Here is a 19,854-nt window from a genome sequence, read left to right as displayed (position 1 = left end):
TAAAGACGTTAAGCGTACTCAGCGAGATTATACATTAGGCTTTAAATTATCTATTGTTGAGCAAGTAGAAAAAGGCGACTTCACCTATAAACAAGCGCAAAGTCATTACGGTATTCAAGGCCGCAGTACCGTTCTGGTATGGCTGCGAAAACATGGTAAATTAGATTGGTCTAAACCAACTTATATAGCCAACATGCCTAAATCGAAAGAAACCCCAGCACAAAAAATTAAACGTTTAGAGCGCGAGATAGAAGAGTTACGCCTAAAGGATTTAATCAAAGATGAAATGATTAATATTATGGATGAAGAATATGGAGCGGGCTTGCGAAAAAAGTACATATCCGAGCTATCACGCGCGCAAAAGAAAACCATCAAATAAAGCTTACTCCGTTATGCCGTGCATATGGCGTAACGCGACAAGGTTACTATCAAGCTATGCGCAGAATAGATGCTCGGAATAAAGAATTGGAGCCAGTCAAAGAATTAGTGATGTACTGGCGGCAATTCATGCCTCGTATTGGTGGGAAGAAACTTTATCTGATGATAAAGCCAGACCTGCAAGAGCGTGGCATTAAACTAGGTCGTGATTGTTTTTTTGATTATTTGAGAGAGCATGACTTTCTTGTAAAACCAAAGAAAAATTACACTAAAACAACAAACAGTAACCATTGGATGCGCAAGCATCCCAATTTACTAAAGGAATACATGCCTACTGCGGCCGAGGAAGTCTTCGTTAGTGACATTACATACGTAAAGTCAGCGCAAGGCGTGCATTACCTATCGTTAGTCACTGATGCTTACAGTCGAAAAATAATGGGTTATGAGCTGAGTGATGAAATGAAAGCAACCGATGTAGTCAGAGCATTAGAAATGACAATTAAGCAACGCGTATATAAACGTGATGCCATTCATCATTCAGATAGAGGTTTACAATATTGCTCTGAAGTATATCAAAATGCGCTATTAAAAGAGGGCATTAGACCATCGATGACCGATGGGTATGACTGTTATCAAAACGCATTAGCAGAGCGTATTAACGGGATATTAAAGCAAGAGTTTTTACTGTATAAATGTCGCAATATGGCAGAGTTAAAACAGCTCGTTGAAGAATCGATATTTATATACAATGAAATGCGACCGCACTTAAGTTTGGATATGAAAACACCAAATCAAGTGCATAAAAAAGACCTGGCGCTTTCGCACCAAGCCTTTCATTAAAACCGTCAACCTATTTCAGGACGGGACACATAAACCTTTATTTAAGCTTGCCGTCTAGCTCTTCAATTTTAGCTTTCCAAATTGCAGGGCCTTGCGTGTGTGCGTTAGCACCTTCGCTGTCTACAGCAACCGTAACTGGCATATCTTCTACTTCAAATTCGTAGATTGCTTCCATACCTAAATCTTCAAAGGCAACCACGCGTGCTTTTTTAATTGCTTTAGATACTAAGTATGCCGCACCACCTACCGCCATTAAATAAACAGATTTATGCTCTTTAATCGACTCAACTGTAGCAGGACCACGCTCAGCTTTACCTATCATGCCTACAATGCCGGTTTTTTCTAGCATCATATCGGTAAATTTATCCATACGTGTTGCGGTAGTAGGGCCTGCAGGGCCTACGGCTTCATCACCTACAGCATCAACTGGGCCAACGTAATAAATAAACTTATTATCAAAATCAACGCCCTCAGGTAAACCTTCACCTGAATTGATCATATCTTGTAAGCGTTTATGAGCAGCATCACGGCCTGTTAAAATAGTGCCTGAGAGTAAAACAGTTTCTCCCATTTTCCACTCGCGGGTGTCTTCTTTAGTTAACGTATCTAAATTAACACGGCGAGTTCCTTCACCTACTTCAAACGTCACTTCTGGCCAGTCTTCTAGTTTAGGTGCTTTTAAATCTGCAGGGCCTGAGCCGTCTAGTGTAAAGTGTACGTGGCGCGTAGCAGCACAGTTAGGGATCATCACAACAGGTTTTGATGCCGCATGCGTAGGCGCTGTTTTTACTTTAATATCAACAACCGTTGTTAAACCACCTAAACCTTGCGCGCCAATACCTAGTTTGTTAGCACGTTCAAAAATTTCTAAACGCAGTTTTTCTTCCGTTGTTTCTGCACCGCGCTCCATAAGCTCATGAATATCAACCGGGTCCATTAACGACTCTTTTGCCATTACCGCTGCTTTTTCGGCGGTTCCACCAATGCCTATACCTAGCATGCCTGGCGGGCACCAACCAGCGCCCATTGTCGGTAGCGTTTTTTCTACCCATGCAGCAACATCGTCAGATGGGTTTAGCATAACCATTTTACTTTTGTTCTCTGAGCCGCCGCCTTTCGCTGCAACCATTACTTCTACTTCGCCACCCGCCACTAAATCAATGTGTACAACTGAAGGGGTATTATCTTTAGTGTTTTTACGTGTGCCAGCAGGGTCAGCTACAATAGAAGCGCGTAGTGGGTTATCTGGATTTAAATATGCGCGACGTGTGCCTTCATCAACCATTTGTTGTACGGTTAAATCTGTTTTATCCCACTTAACATCCATCCCTACTTTTACAAAACAGGTAATAATACCCGTGTCTTGACACAATGGACGCTTGCCTTCAGCCGACATACGCGAGTTAATTAAAATTTGCGCGATTGCATCTTTTGCAGCCTTGCTTTGTTCTTTGTTGTAGGCTTTTTCTAGCGCTTGAACAAAATCAAGGGGGTGATAAAAAGAGATATATTGCAACGCATCTTCAATGCTATCAATAAAGTCTTGCTGACGGATTGTACTCATAGTGGTTCCTTAAGTTAGCGTTACGCTTAAGCGTAATCTATACCAAACCGGTGACGGTGGTTTGCACTGTTTTAATTACAACGTAGATTTGATACTAAACGCTGCCAAAAAAATTTGACTTATGATACCCTCCCAGCCCGTTTCGAGCCAGTTCTTAAAGGGGCAGTAAATGCTAAACAATGAAAAAAATTGTGTAAAATTAGCCATAACACAAAACTGCATTGATGTTTTCGCGCATTTTGCGCATTTACCCTATGCCGTATTACTAGACTCAGCCAATAGCGAGCACATAAATAGTCGCTTTGATATTATTGCGATAAAGCCTCACGCTATTTTAGAAGTAAACAATAATCAAAGCGTATTTAATCAGCAGCTTGACTCGCGTAGCCCCTTTACAATAATGAACGAAGAACTAAGTAAACTTAGCGGGCAAAAAGCCGCTAATAACCTGCCTTTTAATGGCGGCTGGCTTGGTTATTTTGGTTACGATTTAGGGCGTATTATTGAGTACATGCCACGCACGGCAAAACACGATATAACGTTGCCACAAATGGCCATTGGCCTTTATTTAGATGCGCTGATATTTGATAAACACCAGCAAAGCTGGTTTTACGTTTCTCAACCTGAAGTGAATCGTTTAGCGCTTTACCAGCAATATTTAGCAAACGATATAGTACCAGCACAGTTTTCGCTCACCAGCGATTGGCACTCAAATATGAGTGAGCATGAATACGCTGACAAATTTGCGCAAATACAAGATTATTTAAAAAGTGGTGATTGCTATCAAATCAACCTAGCACAGCGCTTTAGTGCCGGTTTTAAAGGCGACCCTTTCCAAGCCTACAAAGTATTACGTGAGGCTAATAAAGCGCCATTTTCTAGCTTTATTAACCACCCACGTGGCGCCATTTTATCAATATCGCCAGAGCGCTTTATTGCAGTTCACGACAATATAGTTGAAACAAAACCCATCAAAGGCACTTTGCCACGCATGGCAGATGCAATCGCCGACCAACAGCAAGCCAGAGCCCTTGAAAACTCAACCAAAGACCGCGCAGAAAATGTAATGATTGTTGATTTACTGCGTAACGATTTAGGTAAGGTTGCAAAACCTGGCTCTGTAAAGGTGCCCTCACTTTTTGCTATTGAGAGCTTTCCGGCAGTGCATCACTTAGTGAGTACCGTAACGGCAGAACTGGATGAGAGCAAAACGTGTGTTGATCAACTTGAAGCAGCATTCCCCGGTGGGTCAATCACCGGTGCGCCTAAAATCAGAGCTATGGAGATAATTGAAGAGCTAGAGCCTCATAGGCGTAGTATTTACTGTGGCTCTATAGGGTATTTAAGCGCCTGCGGTAATATGGACACCAGTATTACAATTCGTACATTGGTTTGTCATAACAAACACATTTATTGCTGGGCCGGTGGTGGTATTGTCGCTGATTCTAAAGTCGAATTGGAATACCAAGAAACATACGATAAAGTGAATAAAATACTTCCTTTATTAAAACAGTAGAACGCTTTGAATAGTGAACATATTATGGCGCGGTTTCAGCTAAGCCCTACTGCTGCGCCAAATCAAATAAAAGATACCCGTAAAAAGCGTGCCAGTGCGGTTATGCTGCCTATTATTGATGTTGATAACCACGCGCATATTTTATTGTGCAAACGCCCTACTTATTTACATCATCACCCTGGGGAAATTTGTTTACCCGGCGGTAAATTTGAGCAAAGCGATAAACACCTGCGCACCACAGCGCTTCGAGAATTACACGAAGAGCTTAATATAGCGCCAAGTAATGTTAAAGTGCTCGGGCAGCTGCCACAATACTCTACCCTAACAGGCTTTAGCATTAGCCCATTTGTGGGTTTACTTGATAAACACACAGTATGGGAGAACGATTATAATGAAGTGCAAGCTAGCTTTTTACTGTCACTTACCCAGCTTTCAAACGAGGCAAATTGGCAACCCATTCCTTTTCAACGTTTTGGCAAAACCATCACCTTGCAAGGGTTTAGTACGCCGCACGGATTACTGTGGGGAGCAACGGCTAGTATTATAAAAAACTTTNCCCTACCAGTGTAAAACTTACGGCTAAATAGTTACATAATATAGAATTAACGTTATGATACTCGACCGTTCAAAGAACAGCTTTCGGGCTGAGTAAATAAAGTAGAGACCCATAGTATGATCAGTGCATTTGATATGTTTAGCATTGGTATTGGCCCATCGTCGTCACATACCGTTGGCCCAATGCGTGCCTCGCGCTTATTTGTTAATGACCTACAAGAGCAACAACTTTTAACCTCTGTTACCGATATAAAGGTAGAGCTTTATGGCTCACTGGGTCAAACCGGCGTAGGCCATGGTTCTGGTAAAGCCGTTATATTAGGGCTTGCCGGCTACGACCCAGAAACAATAGATGCCGATTTAGTTGACGATATCCTTGCCACCATTGAAAAAGAGCAAGTGATATACCTCAACCAAACCCATAAAGCGAACTTTCCTAAGCAAGGGGCTATTGTTTTTCATCGCCGCAAAACCTTACCTAAGCACTCTAATGCAATGGAAATTATTGCCTCAAACAATGGCGAAAAAGTATATAGCAAAGTGTACTACTCTATTGGCGGCGGCTTTATTGTTACCGATGAAGAATTTGAAAACGAAAAACAAGCAGCCCTTGATATACGCGAACAAAACCCGGCTCCTTACCCGTTCGAAAGTGCAAAAGATTTACTAGAGCTGTGTAAAGAATCAGGCTTTAGTGTATCTACTTTAATGATGCATAACGAAAAAACGCTGCGCAAAGAAGACGATATTAAAGACGAGCTGTTTAATATTTGGCAAGTAATGAAAGCCTGTATTGAACGTGGCATGCGCACCGAGGGAATTTTACCAGGTGGTTTAAAAGTTAAACGCCGTGCACCTAGTTTGTATTTAAAGCTAAATGTAGAAGTGAGTAATGACCCACTCAGAGCAATGGATTGGGTGGATTTATTTGCCTTAGCTGTAAATGAAGAAAATGCCGCGGGTGGGCGCGTAGTCACGGCGCCAACAAATGGTGCTGCGGGTATATTGCCGGCCGTTTTAATGTACTACCACACATTTATTAAAGAAGTGGACCGCGACATAGCCACACGCTATTTATTAACCGCAGCGGCTATTGGTATTTTATACAAAAAAAATGCCTCTATTTCGGGCGCAGAAGTAGGCTGCCAAGGTGAAGTCGGTGTTGCCTGTTCAATGGCTGCCGGCGCACTCACCGAAATTGTTGGTGGTAATGTAGTACATGTTGAAAACGCCGCCGAAATAGGCATGGAGCATAATTTAGGCCTAACTTGCGACCCTGTAGGCGGATTGGTACAAGTACCGTGTATTGAGCGCAATGCCATGGGCGCCATTAAAGCAATTAATGCCTCTCGCCTAGCAATACGTGGCAGTGGCGAGCAAAAGGTGTCGCTTGATAAAGTGATTAAAACCATGCTCGATACTGGTAACGACATGAAAACCAAATATAAAGAAACCGCACGCGGTGGATTAGCGGTAAACATTATTGAATGTTAAGCGTATAAAAACAAAAAACCGCGTATTTTAGCAATACGCGGTTTTTAGTATTTATATAATTAAAGTCTTACTATTTTACTGGCAGTTCTATGTCGGCAAATAACGCATCAACATCTTCTTGATTACGTAATAAGCTTGCTCGCTCTACTCGCTCTTTAGTTAAATGCGGGGCAAAACGCTCAATAAAGTCATACATATAAGTACGTAAAAAACTGCCCTTTCTAAAGCCAATTTTAGTTGTGCTAGCTTCAAATAAATGGCTGGCATCAATACACACTAAATCTGTGTCACTTAATTGATCAACGGCCATTGAAGCGACGACACCTACACCTAGCCCTAACCTTACATAAGTTTTAATTACATCGGCATCGGTTGCAGTAAACACAATGTGCGGCTCAAGGCCGTGCGCATTAAATGCTTTATCAAGCTCAGAGCGACCAGTAAACCCAAATACATACGTAATAAGCGGATACTGCGCTATATCGGCAACCGTTAAATTGTCGGCCTTTTGTGCTAGAGGATGATCTTTTGCCACCACAATGCTGCGGTTCCAATGATAGCAAGGCAGCATAACTAAATCTGAGTATAAATGAAGTGCTTCAGTTGCAATGGCAAAGTCTGCGTCACCGCGCGCTGCCGCATCAGAAATCTGTTGTGGTGTACCTTGATGCATATGCAGCGAAACAGCTGGGTATTTTTTCATAAAGCCCTGAATAACACTAGGCAAAGCATAACGAGCTTGCGTGTGTGTAGTGGCTATATTTAGTTTACCCTGATCAGGCAGCGTGTGCTCATTAGCAACCGCTTTTATACCTTCGACTTTAGATAAAATTTCGCGAGAAATGTTAATTATTTCTTCGCCGGCACCTGTAACATGCGTTAAATGCTTACCACTGCGGCCAAAAATTTGTACACCTAGCTCATCTTCAAGCATGCGCACTTGTTTAGATATACCAGGCTGTGAGGTAAATAAACTCTCAGCAGTTGCTGATACGTTTAGCTTATGGTTTTGAACTTCTACGATGTATCTAAGTTGTTGTAATTTCATGGTTGCAGTTTTTAACGTTATTATTAAGCTTATATGATGGTAATACTAAGCAAAACCAAGTTTAATTTAGTTAAAACTTGGCAAAGTAAGCACGTATATTTTCATTATTTAAGCATTAAGGCTAGCATAATAAACCCGCTGCAGATAGCGATGTTTATTCAGGTTCAACTTATAATACATTATTCTTATATCTAATTTTTAACATATTTTTAAGTTAATCAGCGCAAAGCTACCCTCAAAGCATATATTTGATGTAATATAAAAAAATAGATTATGAATCCGAGAATTAAGCCATGATCGTTTCGATTATAATTGTGCTTATAGTGGCACTGATAGTGATTGCACTGTGGGTAAGCGCTGTACAGCAGCATAAAGAAAAGCAAGAAATTGAACGTCGCAAAGAATTAACAAAACAAAAAGCGATAATTGAAGAAACCGAAGAAGCACTTATGAATAGCGCTAATATACCGCTTTCTGAAAACATTATACGCGTTTTACAACGTAGATGTTACGAAGCACTAAACGCTATGGTGAACCATTCACCTAATTCTAAAGCATTAAAAAGCAGAATGAACGAAGCTAAAGAAAAGCTAAGTGGTGCAGTACAAGGTAATAGCAGCGACAATTTATCGTTACCAAGTAACGATAAGCAGTTAGTCTCGTTAATTCAGGGCATAAAAAAGCTTAGAGTTATTATGCGCTCTGAGCACAGTAAAGGCCGTGTAGATAGCCAAGTATTTGCAGCAGAAGATAAACGCCTTGAAAAGTTACAACTTAGAATTAATATAGAAAGCCAAATTAAACGCGGTTTATCTGCTCGTTCAGCGAGCATGGTGGGCTCTGCTAGGCAATATTTTGAAAAAGCCTATGCCACACTTAGTGCCGTTACCTATTCTGATGAATACGTAAACGCAAAACGCCAAGAAGTTGAAGCCTATTTAGAAGAAATAAGCACCGAACTAAAAGCATCAAATGCCACTGCCTTGAAGAAAAAAGCAGAAGCAGAGCAAGATGACTTAGACGTATTATTTGCACCTAAAAAGAAATGGTAATTTTAAATACCCAAAAGAAAGCCCATACATAATGTATGGGCTTTTTTGTATCTGTTAAGCTTTTACCAATGGGTAAATACTAACGTATTTTGAGGCACTACCTAGCGCTAACCTCGTTATAAACGCTCATTTACCACAACATAGATACGCAAGGTATAACAATGCAGTGGCAATGAGTGATAGCCACTAAATAATAAATGTTTACCCACCCTCAAACTAAGCCTCTTAGTTAAAAGAATGGGTATTAGCTATTACGATAAAAATGCAAACTTGATAATAAATAACGCTGTTAGAATCCACACGCTAATACTAACCTGATCGCGTTTACCACACAGTACTTTAACCGCAGTGTACGATATAAAACCAAGAGCAATACCGTGCGCAATAGAGAATGTAAGCGGCGTCATAAGTAGTACCACACTTACCGGAATTGCATCGCTCATGTCATCCCAGTTTACAAACTTAAGGTTTTGCAGCATTAATACCGCAACGTATAAAATAGCACCCGCTGTTGCATAAGCCGGCACCATTTGCGCAAGCGGCGCAAAAAACATCATTAGTAAAAAGCATATACCCACAACAACAGCTGTTAAGCCAGTACGCCCACCAACNCAACCGATACACCGGCTACAGACTCAATATAAGAAGTAGTGGTAGAAGTACCTAACATTGCCCCCGCAATAGTAGCTGTACTATCAGCACTTAAAGCACGACCTAAACGTGGCATATTGCCTTTTTCATCGGCTAAGCCTGCTTTTTGAGTTACCGCAACTAACGTGCCTGATGTATCAAATAAATCAACAAACAAAAACGCAAAAATTACACTCAGCATAGAAAGCTCAAAGGCCGCTGCAAAATCAAGTTGCATGAAGGTAGGTAAAATAGACGGTGGCATTGACATTACGCCGTGGTACTCAACTAAGTCGAGGCTTAACGCAATGCCCGTTACTAGCAAAATGCTAATAAGTACGCCGCTTTTTATATCACGATAAAGCAAAGCAGCAATGACAAAAAAGCTTAAAATAGCTAATAAAGGACCTGCCGAAGTAATATCGCCAAGCTGTACTAATGTAGCTGGGCTTGAAACAATAATGCCTGCATTTTTAAGCGCAATTAACGCTAAAAACGCACCAATACCAGTGGCAATAGCCTGCTTTAAAACCAAAGGAATAGCATTAATTATCCACTCTCTGACCTTAAACAAACTTAATATTAAAAATATACAACCAGACATAAATACCGCACCTAATGCAGCTTGCCAGCTATAACCCATGCCCAGTACAACACCGTAAGTAAAAAATGCGTTTAAACCCATGCCCGGCGCAAGTGCTAAAGGGTAATTAGCCCACAATCCCATAATAAAACAGCCAATAGCAGCCGCAATACAGGTAGCAACAAATGCAGCACCTTGATCCATGCCTGCTTCCGCAAGCATTGCAGGGTTTACAAATACAATGTAAACCATAGTAATGAAAGTAGTGATTCCAGCAATGCTTTCGCGTCGCACATTGGAGTTATTTTCGCGGAGTTTAAATAGAGCTTCGAGCATAATAGACTTGTGATAGTAAAAAGTGACGTAATTTTACCATAAAATTAAGTATAAACAGGACATTTTACCTTGCGATATACTAAACTGTTGACGTAGAAACTATAAAAAAGAAAATATATGAATAAGACTCAACCTAGCGGACAAGACTTAGAGCAGCAATTAAACAATATTTTAGATTTTGTAACACAGCCTACAAACCACAGCGCTGAAAACAATAGTGATGTAAGTGAGCAAACAACACTTAACAAAGCACTGTATTATTTAAAGCATAACCAAGCACCGTTGGCAGCTAAGTGGATGCGCCTTGCCGCAATGGCCGGAAATCATCGCGCCCAGTTTTATTTAGGGTTATTTTTTGTCAAAGGCCAAGGCGTACCAAAAAGCGTATTTCACGCAGCAGCATGGTTAAGTTTAGCCAGCAGCCAAGGCTACGAACCGGCAACCGCTGCTTTAAATGATTTAAGAAAATATATCGACACCAAACGTCTTAAAGACGCTCAATGCTATGCAGCCAGTTTGTATGAGCAAATCCACCAAATTCAGTTTGCCCACTTAATCCCAAAAAATGACTAACTACTGTATAGCTAACAGCTAAGCACTGTAAAACACACTGAAATAACTGTATAGCCATCCCTTAAGTACTGTATAGCGCTGCTACACTTTATACAGTACTGCAAACACCCTCAGCTTTCACCTACACGCCTTAAATTTTAACCGTTTGTTTTTAAAGTGTTATTTTTATTGTTTATTTTTTAAAACAATTAATTGTATAAAAAATAACAAAAAACGCTTGCACACAACAACTGTATAAACTACTGTATACACGTACTGTATATAAACCCAGTGAGTGAGACCTATGCTACAGCCAATTACCGTAAGAACCGTTAAAAGCTACCAACAACATAATGAAAGTGAGTCGGTAAACTTAATAAAAGTAGAAGATGAAATTTCTGCTACGTTTGAAATGCTAAAAGTGTTGCACCAATACAATAGCTCTAACGCGTGGACCTTACTGATTGCGCCCGACCATGTGCCTAGTAAAGCCTTGCTAGATAGCTGCTCTATAGATACCAGTAAACTGCTTGTAATAAGACAAAAGCATTTAGTAAATTTAGAGTATGTGCTTAATTCAGCACTTCATAATGGTAACTTTGCAGCCATTATTACGTGGACCGATATAGTAAGTGAGCAGCAGCTTGTTAATTTATCGCTTAATTTAAACAAAAGAAGCGCTAAGCTATTTTGCTTTACTAAAAAAACCAGCACTACAGCAATATCACTTACTCAATAAGCTTGGTAAAATACATTTTTAATTTATGTTAATTAGTATTTTATGAGTGTAACCAGTACTAGCGCTTGCTTATGCAACAGTCAGCTTAATTATGGCGACTGTTGCCAGCCTTATCATCTTGATATAAAAACCCCAGCAACACCTGAGCAACTAATGCGTTCGCGCTTTAGTGCTTATGCATTAAAAAATGCATCTTATGTATTTAAAACTTACGCCAAAGAAAAACAAGCACAAAACCCAGTAAATGAAATTGCTGACTTTGCCAATAGCTGCCGCTTTGTAAAATTAGTTGTGCGCGATACGCAGCAAAGTGATGAGCGAGGTTATGTTGCCTTTAACGCGTATTATTTTTACCAAAACTTATATTGTGAGTTGGATGAGAAATCAGACTTTATAAAAGAGGACGGTGAATGGCGTTATTTAGAGGGTATTATTAATCCGGTCGCCGATATAAAAGTTGCCAGAAACGACCCCTGCCCATGTGCAAGCGGTAAAAAATATAAAAAGTGTCACAGTGTATAAAATAAGCTAAACACTTAGCATAAAAATAGCTTTTTATTTAAGCGCTACTCTATACCACTAAACATGTTAATAACTGCCATAAACAAAAAATGGACCATCTAGGTCCATTTTCTACAATATTGCTATTGGTTTATTCATCATCATCTAGATCGAACGATTCACGCTGCGCAGGTCTAGCTAAAATCTCAACATAGAATGAAGTAAGCGCCTGCTTTTCGATTTCGCTGATCTTGTTGTTAATTTCAGCTACGTGAACAACTTCGGCATCATCGGCACTGGTGCCAAACTTACAGTCAAACGCCCAGTAATCAGCTTCAACAGGTAGCGTTTTATTGCGCTCTCTTTTCAAATATTTTTTCACTTCATGCTTTGCAGCATCAACCATACGAGGGTATTTGATTTTCTCATGATTTAGCGTAAATGTTTTCTTCATTACGTTCCTAATTACCTTGATTTAATGATAATGGCACTCAAGTCATACCATTTGCAGCCATTATAGCAATTGCATTTAATTTGTGGATGCTTTTTTTAAACAAAAAAAGAATTGTTCTATTTTATTGCATAACCGGTTATTAAATATAAGGTGTTTTAGGCTTTTAAAACGCACAAGTGTTAAATTATTTTTATGCGTTAGCAACAAGCAATGGCTTATGTATAGCCTCATTAGTTAAATCGTCATAAAATGCTGCGGCGTCCATTTGTGGACTTGCAAGCGCGGTGTGCGTGTCATTTAAGCGCCTGCGTACTGATAGTTCACAATTATCGATTACTGTTAAAGGGATATGTAACTTGTCATCTCTAATCGCTAGTGGCTCAGGGTTTAAGCAGTGGCTTAATTTTATTGCTTTCATGCCTGCTTGCTCGCCTTGTTGAACAATCACCGACGCGTGCTCTTGCCCTATGGTCATATCAAATTTTTCGGGAGCTAATAATTGCTTTGGTCCAGCACCAAAGCGCTCCCTTAACTGTTCTTCGTCTACATAAGCACTATGCGTTTCACTTTTTGGCAAGTGAAATTGACTAAAATCCAGCGCATCGTGCGATAGCATCGCTAATAAAAGTGAGAATTCGCCTCTGCGATTTTCATGCACACTTTTATTTAGCCTAGTCTTTAGTTGACTCTCTGTGATTAACAAATCATCGATTTGCATAGTCTTTAGCCGATTATGATAACTGATAGATATTTATCGGCTTTATTTCAAATTTCTTTAGCTTTTTTCTTTACTTAAATACGCAGTTTGCTATTATCAGCGCCGTTGCATTGGAGGGGTTCCCGAGCGGCCAAAGGGATCAGACTGTAAATCTGACGGCTCAGCCTTCGCTGGTTCGAATCCAGCTCCCTCCACCACTTTTCTTACCGCTAAGTTAAGTGGGGCCAAATGTAACAAAATAGTGTGGAGGGGTTCCCGAGCGGCCAAAGGGATCAGACTGTAAATCTGACGGCTCAGCCTTCGCTGGTTCGAATCCAGCTCCCTCCACCACTTCTTATCTTCAGTATCCTTTTCTATATCTTTTTCATTACTATTTAAAACTTCATTTTTAGACTAATTATCAAATACCCACTGTAATGTTGCCCCGTGGTTTTTAAGCCATGCTGATGCAGATTTATAATCGGGATAAAAGTTAGCTACGTGCTTCCAAAAAGCGCTGCTGTGGTTCAAATACTTTAAATGAGCCAATTCGTGCACAATAACATAATCAATTATATGATGAGGTGCCCCAACAAGGTTAAGGCTAAAGGTTAGCTCTCGCCGAGAATTACAACTCCCCCACTTACGTTTATAACTTCCAATCGTCAATTTAGTCGGTAATGCTTCTGACATCTGTTGGCAATAATAAGCTAAACGCATTTCAATGTAGTTTGTTAGCGTTTCTTCAAGGGCAAGGCAAAGTAACTGCTTGCGTTTTTCAGGCTGTTTTTTTACTCGATTAGAAGTGTAAATAGTAAATACGCTATCGGATTGCTGAACATGCGAGCGTGTCCCTTTTGCAAAAGTAATGGTATATGGCTTAGCAAAAACCATTATTTGCTGGTTTTTAAACGGGTGTTGTTGAGTATCAATGGCGTTAAGTTGTTTATGCAATTGCGCAGTTACCCACTCATTTTTACTAAACAGCCATTGTTCTATTTGTAGTTTTGGCACGTGTGTAGGCGCATAAACAGTAACTAATTTTTGGCTAACTTTTATTGCCACTGTTTTACGCCTTGCACTGCGTTTTAGCTGATACTCAAACAAGGTGTATGCTCTAAATATAAATAAAAGCGTATTATAAAGCCTTATTTAATCAATGCAGTTATTTAGCGATAAATAAATGGGCTCAGTGTTTATTATTATTTTTATTTACGCAAAATCTCGTCTTATTAATAAAGTACGCTACGCATGTTAATACTTTAATGCTAAAAAGTAACCTCGCTGATTTATAATATAAATTATTAGATTAACAGTTTATTTATATAATAAATCTATTAAACTAGTTCAATAAAGATACTAATTTGAGCCACTATGCTGTCTGCATTTTTTATAACCGACCACGATCCGAGCCTCATTATCAACGGTGCATATAACCCTATACTGGTTAGTTTATCGGTCATTACCGCTATTTTTGCTGCCTTTTTTACGATCTGGTTGGTTGATGTAGCAAAGCAAACGCAATTCGAAAGCTATAAACGCTTAGCCAATGTGACCGGTGCCACTGTTTTATCGGCCGGTATTTGGAGTATGCATTTTATAGGTATGTTGGCCTTTTCGTTATGCACAGAAATACACTACGACCCAATCATTACCGTTTTGTCTTTTTTACCGGCGTTTATTGCATGTCAGTACGCTTTTTCGATTTTAGTAAAATCGCAAGGGTCATACAAACACCTTATTATTTGCTCTATTTTACTAGGCTCAGGCATTGGTACAATGCACTACAGCGGCATGGCAGCAATGGAGCTGGCCCCGTTACTACGTTACGATGCAATCATATTTGCTTTATCAATTGTGGTCGCTGTTGGTTTATCGTTCATAGCACTTTTTACGCGTTATCATTTAACGCGTTTGCTACCTAATTTATCACAACTGCAAGCGCGCTCTATTACCGCTGTTATTTTAGGCTCAGCGGTGGCAGGTATGCACTATATGGGTATGGCTGCTACCCGCTTTGTTGCAACCTCTCCGCTTTTACCCGATTATCAAGAGTCAACCACTGAGCTTGCTTTTGTGGCTATTGCCGTAGCTACCGCGACCGTTGCTATAACCTGTGTCATTGCAGTTATAAATGGCATGGTTAGATACCGCTTACTGCTTGAGGAAAAATCGGCGGATGAATCTCGACTAAATGCTATTTTAGGCACTGCTATTGATGGCATTGTGACTATAGATCACACCGGCATTATTTTGAGCTTTAACGAAGCGGCCAGCAAAATTTTTGGTTGGCGAGAAAACGAAGTTCAAGGTCATAATGTAAAAATGCTGATGGCCGATGAAATCGCTCGCCACCATGATGGCTATTTGTCTCACGCCAAAAATGTAGATCTAGGAAAAGTAATTGGTATAAATAGGGATGTGTCTGCCAAACACAAAGATGGCCACCTTTTTCCTATTCGCTTAGGTATAGGGGAAGTTAATCAGCCAGGCCATATGCCGTTATATGTTGGCTTTATCACCGATTTAACCGAACAACGCGCTATGCAGCAAAGCCTTATTGAAAAAGAGCAAAAGTACCGCTCTTTAATGGATAATATGCCTGGCGCTGCTTTTCGCTGTAAGTACGACGAAAACTGGAGCATGTTATTTATCAGCCCAACAGTGGCTGAACTAACAGGGTACACGCCAGAAGAGTTCACAGAAAGCTGCATTGAACTTAACGACCTTATTTTGAAAACAGATCAGCCAACGGTAAACGAAGCCGTAGCGCAAGCCATGACTTCAAGTTTAAAGTACTCGGTAGAGTATCGTATTCGCCACCGTAACGGCAAAGTTGCCTGGGTATTAGATAAAGGCAGTATTACCTGTGATAAAGATAATAACCCGCAGTGGATAGATGGGGTATTGATTGATATTACAGAACAAAAAGAATACGAAGACAAACTTGAGCAGGCAAAATTGCAAGCTGAAGAAGCAGCGCACGCTAAGCAATCTTTTATGGCTAATATGAGCCATGAGATCCGCACGCCGATGAATTCTATTATCGGTTTTAGCGACCTACTGATGGACACTCCGCTAAACCAAGAACAGCAAAAGCACTTGGTTACAGTTAATAATGCGGCGCGTTCATTATTAAGGTTACTTAACGAAGTGCTTGATACCGCAAAACTTGAGCGCGGAAAGCTAACTATTGAACCCGTTCACTTTAGCTTAAAACAAGTACTCGATAGCATTATTTCGACATTTTGGCTTGAAGCAAAAAAGAAAGACTTGCGTTTAAAGTTGAATATTAAAGACTCTGTTGCCACAACTTACTATGGCGACCCAGATAGGTTAAGGCAAATTTTAACTAACCTCATCGGTAACGCCATTAAATTTACCGAGCAAGGTTCGGTTGAGCTCACTGTAAGTACTACGCAAACTGATCAGCTCTTTTTTGAAGTGCAAGATACCGGTATAGGTATTGCCAAAGACCGTGTTAAAGCTATATTTCAGCCGTTTGTTCAGGCCGATGGCACCACTACTCGTCGCTTTGGCGGTACAGGCCTTGGAACAACCATTAGTAAACAATTAGTAGAGCTAATGGGCGGCACTATAAACCTAGTCAGTGAAGAAAACAAAGGTAGCTGCTTTTACTTCTCTTTACCGCTTAAACAAGGCGATGCAGAAAAAATAGACCATTTCGATGGCCTGCACACTCAATTACCATCGCTAAGGGTACTTGTGGTGGATGATATTGAGCAAAACACCGAGCTGCTTTCGTTATTACTTTCTAAAGATCAACATTTGGTAAGCAAAGCAAACAACGGTTTAGAGGCTATTGCAATATTCGAGAAACAAGATTTTGATGTCATCTTAATGGATATTCATATGCCTGAGTGTGATGGCATAGAAGCAACCACAAAAATTAGAGCCATAGAAAAGCAAAGGCAGCTTAAATTTACCCCCATTATTGCGTTAACGGCAAGCGTCCTACAACAAGATAAACTCACAGCTAAACGTGCCGGCATGAACGGCTTTGCTAATAAGCCGATAGATATAAATCAGCTTAACCAAGAAATTGCTCAGGTGCTTGGCTTAGGTATTGCTAAAGATATGGTTATTAGCCAATCAGACCCTGAGGCTAAACACATCGACTTTGAAAAAGGTGTGATGCTTTGGGGTAATAAATGCAAGCAGTTAACCGAAATTGCCAAATTTATAAATGACAGCAATAAACGATTTGATATTTTATTTAACAGTAAGTTATCTGAGATTAAAAACGCCAATAGCCTGATACATACCCTTAAAGGGGTCGCTGGTAATTTAGGCCTAACAACATTAATGACTTTATTAGCCAATTTAGAGCGCGAGCAAACTTCTGAGCAATCTAAAGCGTTAGTAACACAAATAAAAGACGAGTTAGAGACAATAACGCAATTAATATCAGGCGATGAATGCGCACAAATAACGCCTGCTGAGAGTGAAAATACTGAGCAAAAAAACACGCTAAGCGCGGCTGAATTAAAGTCACTGTGTGAAACGCTGCACCATGAAGCGCAAAGCGCCGAGCTCAACGATGATTTGCTTGCGCAGCTTGAAAATAACGCCCCTGCACACTTACAAACTCAAATAAATGAGGTTGTAAACGCATTTGATGAATTTGACTTTGATCAGGCGCAACACGTGCTAGACGGTCTAATTAAAGAGTTTACCCAAGAATGAGAATATTGAATGGATTTTAGCAACGACAAACCACGTATATTAATCGTTGACGATGAACCTGCTAACTTAAAAGTCATGCGAGAAGTATTAGGTAATCAATACCGTATGTCTTTTGCTAAATCGGGCGCTGCAGCACTTGCGCTACTGGAAAAAGAACAGCCTAAACTTATATTACTCGATATCATGATGCCCGATATGAATGGCTTTGAGGTCTGCGAAATACTTAAAAGCACACCCGCGCTTTCGCATATCCCAATTATTTTTGTAACGGCTTTGGGCGATGAAAGCGATGAGTTTAAAGGCTTTGAACTCGGTGCTGTTGATTACATTACTAAACCTATTAGCCCTGCGATTGTGCGCGCACGTGTTAAAACGCATTTATCGCTCGTACAAGCCGAGCAATTAAAGCAAGCCCATGTTGATTTAGTACATCGGTTAGGCCGCGCTGCAGAGTATAAAGACACAGACACTGGCGAGCACATTGCTAGGATGAGCCAATACAGTAAATTATTAGCATTAGAATTTGGCATGGGTGACCAACAAGCAGAGCTACTTCGCCAAGCAGCCCCCATGCACGATGTAGGTAAAATAGGTATTCCGGATGCTATTTTATTAAAGCCTGGGCGATTAACCCCTGACGAATTTGACCACATGAAACAGCATGCGGCTATTGGCGCGCAAATTTTAGCAAATTCCTCATCACCGCTATTACAACTTGCCCATAAACTGGCTATAGAGCACCACGAAAAGTGGGATGGCAGTGGCTACCCTAATGGTTTAAAAGGCGAACAAATATCGGTTGAAGGGCGTATTGTGGCTATTGCAGATGTATTTGATGCCCTTACCTCTAAACGCCCGTATAAAGAGGCTTGGGGTGTAGAAGAGGCGCTTGAGCATATGCAAGCACAAGCGGGTAAACACTTTGACCCCCACCTCATCAATTTATTTGTAAATAAGCTCGATGCTATAATCGCAATTAAAAACGCATATCAAGAGCAACACTAAGTATTGCGCGTGCGCGAGCCTTGTTTTACATCACCATATACCGCTTTTATGTGCGGGTAGTCATGAGAGGTTATTTCGTGGCTATTCCCACTGTTATCTTTAAAATAAAGCGAAAACGTTACATCGTGATCAGCCAGTACAGTTTTTATGTTTAAGCCATTTAAATAATCAACCCAACCAATAAACTGTGCACCGGTGGCTGCAAACGCAATACCTTTGCTTCGCCCTTGTCCTTCAAATAACGCTAAACGCGTTGTTTTTGCGCTATCTTCAAGTGTGAGTGGCCCTTTGCCATTTTCATCCCAAAAGGCAAGCTCTTCAACTACGCTAAAGCCTAGTACCTGCTTGTACCACTTTAGCGCTTCTTGGATGTTTTCAACATTAAGGTGGCAATGATCAATGCCCGATAATAAAGGAGCACTCATATTATTGACCAATTTCTGATTTTAGCTGCTCTAAAAACGCATACATATACTCTGTGCGTCGCTCTGCCTCAGCTTTAGCTGAGGGCGTATTCATGCTCTTAGCAATATGGAGCAATTTAATAAAAAAGTGATCAAGGGTATAGGTTTTATCATCTGCTTCGCGGTTAACACAAAATGGGTCATCAGGGTTATACAGTAAGCGGCTAATAGAGCCCCCTACTTTCATACAACGGCTAACGCCTATTGCACCGAGTGCATCCATTCTATCGGCATCTTGCACGATTTGCGCTTCTACAGTTTTAACCGCTATATTGGCGCTAAAGCTATGGGCAGCAATAGCATGATGAATATCATCAAACAAACATGCGTCGTAGTTAATTGATTTTAAAAACGCAATGGCTTTATCTGCCGCCATAGTAGATGCTTTTGCTCTATCAGGGTGGTTTTTTGCCACTGCAACACAATCGTGCATCCACGCCGCTGGCAAAACAATATTCATATTGGCTTGCTCGGCGTGACATAATTGAATGGCAACACGCACTACGCGTTCAATATGCGTTATGTCGTGTGCTACATCGGCATGTATTAACGAAGTAATAAATGAGCGACATTGAGAATCAAGCTGTTGTAACTCAGGGCTTAAAGCAGTGTTGGCCACAGTGATGTTCCAAAAAACTAATTTATATGAGAATTATCCGTACTTTAACGCGCTTTACACACGGCTAGCGCATTTTAATCCCAGACTCCAACAGGGTTGAGCGGTAATCATCGTCTAGCC

The 19,854-nt window shown here is 40.5% G+C and carries 17 protein-coding genes, 2 tRNA genes and 1 pseudogene; 12 read left to right on the top strand and 8 right to left on the bottom strand.

The window, feature by feature from the left end; translation table 11 throughout:
* Positions 1-1,218 (top strand): IS3 family transposase gene (locus L650_RS23965; protein WP_128081078.1). Its coding sequence is split into 2 segments (ribosomal slippage), with 1,219 coding nucleotides annotated over them: positions 1-335 and positions 335-1,218; the frame shifts between segments, so codons are not numbered across the junction. This gene is flagged as partial in the annotation.
* A 37-nt stretch (positions 1,219-1,255) separates the two neighbouring features.
* Here L650_RS23965 and L650_RS0120665 read toward each other — a convergent pair.
* Complete coding sequence (locus L650_RS0120665) at positions 1,256-2,782, bottom strand: fumarate hydratase (protein ID WP_004589406.1); 1,527 nt, start codon at positions 2,780-2,782, stop codon at positions 1,256-1,258.
* 169 nt (positions 2,783-2,951) lie between these two features.
* On the opposite strand from L650_RS0120665, the gene pabB reads away from it, so the two are divergent.
* The 3 genes from pabB (at position 2,952) to L650_RS0120650 (ending at position 6,347) form a co-directional block, all read left to right on the top strand.
* A complete protein-coding gene (gene pabB / locus L650_RS0120660; RefSeq protein ID WP_029774257.1) occupies positions 2,952-4,298 on the top strand; it encodes an aminodeoxychorismate synthase component I in 1,347 nt (448 codons plus the stop codon).
* A gap of 6 nt (positions 4,299-4,304) precedes the next feature.
* A complete protein-coding gene (locus tag L650_RS0120655; protein WP_029774256.1) occupies positions 4,305-4,868 on the top strand; it encodes an NUDIX hydrolase in 564 nt (187 codons plus the stop codon).
* A 102-nt stretch (positions 4,869-4,970) separates the two neighbouring features.
* Positions 4,971-6,347, top strand: coding sequence for an L-serine ammonia-lyase (locus L650_RS0120650; RefSeq protein WP_004589403.1), 1,377 nt, complete (start codon positions 4,971-4,973; stop codon positions 6,345-6,347).
* Positions 6,348-6,417: 70 nt separating this feature from the next.
* Here L650_RS0120650 and cysB read toward each other — a convergent pair whose 3' ends face one another.
* Positions 6,418-7,395: an HTH-type transcriptional regulator CysB gene (gene cysB, locus L650_RS0120645; protein WP_024032357.1), complete on the bottom strand. Its 978-nt coding sequence runs from the start codon at positions 7,393-7,395 to the stop codon at positions 6,418-6,420.
* A 293-nt stretch (positions 7,396-7,688) separates the two neighbouring features.
* Here cysB and L650_RS0120635 point away from each other — a divergent pair, with 293 nt between their 5' ends.
* On the top strand, positions 7,689-8,447 hold the full coding sequence (locus L650_RS0120635) for a hypothetical protein (protein WP_024032356.1): 759 nt from the start codon (positions 7,689-7,691) through the stop codon (positions 8,445-8,447).
* Positions 8,448-8,698: 251 nt separating this feature from the next.
* Here the strand turns inward: L650_RS0120635 and L650_RS0120630 are convergent.
* A pseudogene (locus L650_RS0120630) lies at positions 8,699-9,996 on the bottom strand (NCS2 family permease).
* Between the two features lie 117 nt (positions 9,997-10,113).
* Here L650_RS0120630 and L650_RS0120625 point away from each other — a divergent pair.
* From L650_RS0120625 to L650_RS0120615, 3 genes are all read left to right on the top strand, one after another.
* Positions 10,114-10,569 carry a tetratricopeptide repeat protein gene (locus tag L650_RS0120625; protein WP_024032355.1) on the top strand — a complete coding sequence of 152 codons (456 nt, stop codon included), beginning with the start codon at positions 10,114-10,116 and terminating at the stop codon, positions 10,567-10,569.
* 283 nt (positions 10,570-10,852) lie between these two features.
* Positions 10,853-11,287, top strand: a complete 435-nt coding sequence (locus L650_RS0120620; protein WP_029774255.1) for a SulA-like leucine-rich domain-containing protein — start codon at positions 10,853-10,855, stop codon at positions 11,285-11,287.
* A gap of 42 nt (positions 11,288-11,329) precedes the next feature.
* A complete protein-coding gene (locus tag L650_RS0120615; protein WP_029774254.1) occupies positions 11,330-11,809 on the top strand; it encodes a YchJ family protein in 480 nt (159 codons plus the stop codon).
* A 130-nt stretch (positions 11,810-11,939) separates the two neighbouring features.
* Here L650_RS0120615 and L650_RS0120610 read toward each other — a convergent pair whose 3' ends face one another.
* Together L650_RS0120610 and L650_RS0120605 are read right to left on the bottom strand one after the other, a co-directional pair.
* Entirely contained in the window at positions 11,940-12,242 is a 303-nt protein-coding gene (locus tag L650_RS0120610) for a DUF6172 family protein (protein WP_004589192.1), read from the bottom strand.
* A 190-nt stretch (positions 12,243-12,432) separates the two neighbouring features.
* Complete coding sequence (locus tag L650_RS0120605; RefSeq protein WP_029774253.1) at positions 12,433-12,960, bottom strand: VC2046/SO_2500 family protein; 528 nt, start codon at positions 12,958-12,960, stop codon at positions 12,433-12,435.
* 112 nt (positions 12,961-13,072) lie between these two features.
* Here L650_RS0120605 and L650_RS0120600 point away from each other — a divergent pair.
* Positions 13,073-13,157, top strand: a tRNA-Tyr gene (locus L650_RS0120600).
* 48 nt (positions 13,158-13,205) lie between these two features.
* Positions 13,206-13,290, top strand: a tRNA-Tyr gene (locus L650_RS0120595).
* A gap of 63 nt (positions 13,291-13,353) precedes the next feature.
* On the opposite strand, the gene L650_RS0120590 is transcribed toward L650_RS0120595, so the two are convergent.
* Positions 13,354-14,004: a M48 family metallopeptidase gene (locus L650_RS0120590; protein WP_085065543.1), complete on the bottom strand. Its 651-nt coding sequence runs from the start codon at positions 14,002-14,004 to the stop codon at positions 13,354-13,356.
* Between the two features lie 309 nt (positions 14,005-14,313).
* On the opposite strand from L650_RS0120590, the gene L650_RS0120585 reads away from it, so the two are divergent.
* Both L650_RS0120585 and L650_RS0120580 read left to right on the top strand, forming a co-directional pair.
* Positions 14,314-17,646, top strand: coding sequence for an MHYT domain-containing protein (locus L650_RS0120585; RefSeq protein ID WP_029774251.1), 3,333 nt, complete (start codon positions 14,314-14,316; stop codon positions 17,644-17,646).
* Positions 17,647-17,655: 9 nt separating this feature from the next.
* Complete coding sequence (locus L650_RS0120580; RefSeq protein ID WP_029774250.1) at positions 17,656-18,651, top strand: two-component system response regulator; 996 nt, start codon at positions 17,656-17,658, stop codon at positions 18,649-18,651.
* Here the strand turns inward: L650_RS0120580 and L650_RS0120575 are convergent.
* Positions 18,648-19,076 carry a VOC family protein gene (locus L650_RS0120575; RefSeq protein WP_029774249.1) on the bottom strand — a complete coding sequence of 143 codons (429 nt, stop codon included), beginning with the start codon at positions 19,074-19,076 and terminating at the stop codon, positions 18,648-18,650. The genes L650_RS0120580 and L650_RS0120575 overlap by 4 nt on opposite strands.
* Before the next feature lies 1 nt (position 19,077).
* On the bottom strand, positions 19,078-19,734 hold the full coding sequence (locus L650_RS0120570; RefSeq protein WP_004589186.1) for an HD domain-containing protein: 657 nt from the start codon (positions 19,732-19,734) through the stop codon (positions 19,078-19,080).
* Positions 19,735-19,854 lie beyond the last annotated feature (120 nt).

The organism is Pseudoalteromonas sp. TB51 (assembly GCF_000498055.1).
In the GTDB taxonomy this organism is placed as follows: domain Bacteria; phylum Pseudomonadota; class Gammaproteobacteria; order Enterobacterales; family Alteromonadaceae; genus Pseudoalteromonas; species Pseudoalteromonas atlantica.
The sequence above is the reverse complement of the archived record's forward strand: the minus strand, read 5'-3'. Positions and strand labels throughout refer to the sequence as shown.

Excerpts from the sequence above, each read along its gene's own strand:
- L650_RS0120665 (WP_004589406.1), bottom strand. The coding sequence starts at position 2,782 with ATGAGTACAATCCGTCAGCAAGACTTTATTGATAGCATTGAAGATGCG.
- pabB (WP_029774257.1), top strand. The coding sequence starts at position 2,952 with ATGCTAAACAATGAAAAAAATTGTGTAAAATTAGCCATAACACAAAAC.
- L650_RS0120650 (WP_004589403.1), top strand. The coding sequence starts at position 4,971 with ATGATCAGTGCATTTGATATGTTTAGCATTGGTATTGGCCCATCGTCG.
- cysB (WP_024032357.1), bottom strand. The coding sequence starts at position 7,395 with ATGAAATTACAACAACTTAGATACATCGTAGAAGTTCAAAACCATAAG.
- L650_RS0120635 (WP_024032356.1), top strand. The coding sequence starts at position 7,689 with ATGATCGTTTCGATTATAATTGTGCTTATAGTGGCACTGATAGTGATT.
- L650_RS0120625 (WP_024032355.1), top strand. The coding sequence starts at position 10,114 with ATGAATAAGACTCAACCTAGCGGACAAGACTTAGAGCAGCAATTAAAC.
- L650_RS0120620 (WP_029774255.1), top strand. The coding sequence starts at position 10,853 with ATGCTACAGCCAATTACCGTAAGAACCGTTAAAAGCTACCAACAACAT.
- L650_RS0120615 (WP_029774254.1), top strand. The coding sequence starts at position 11,330 with ATGAGTGTAACCAGTACTAGCGCTTGCTTATGCAACAGTCAGCTTAAT.
- L650_RS0120610 (WP_004589192.1), bottom strand. The coding sequence starts at position 12,242 with ATGAAGAAAACATTTACGCTAAATCATGAGAAAATCAAATACCCTCGT.
- L650_RS0120605 (WP_029774253.1), bottom strand. The coding sequence starts at position 12,960 with ATGCAAATCGATGATTTGTTAATCACAGAGAGTCAACTAAAGACTAGG.
- L650_RS0120585 (WP_029774251.1), top strand. The coding sequence starts at position 14,314 with ATGCTGTCTGCATTTTTTATAACCGACCACGATCCGAGCCTCATTATC.
- L650_RS0120580 (WP_029774250.1), top strand. The coding sequence starts at position 17,656 with ATGGATTTTAGCAACGACAAACCACGTATATTAATCGTTGACGATGAA.
- L650_RS0120575 (WP_029774249.1), bottom strand. The coding sequence starts at position 19,076 with ATGAGTGCTCCTTTATTATCGGGCATTGATCATTGCCACCTTAATGTT.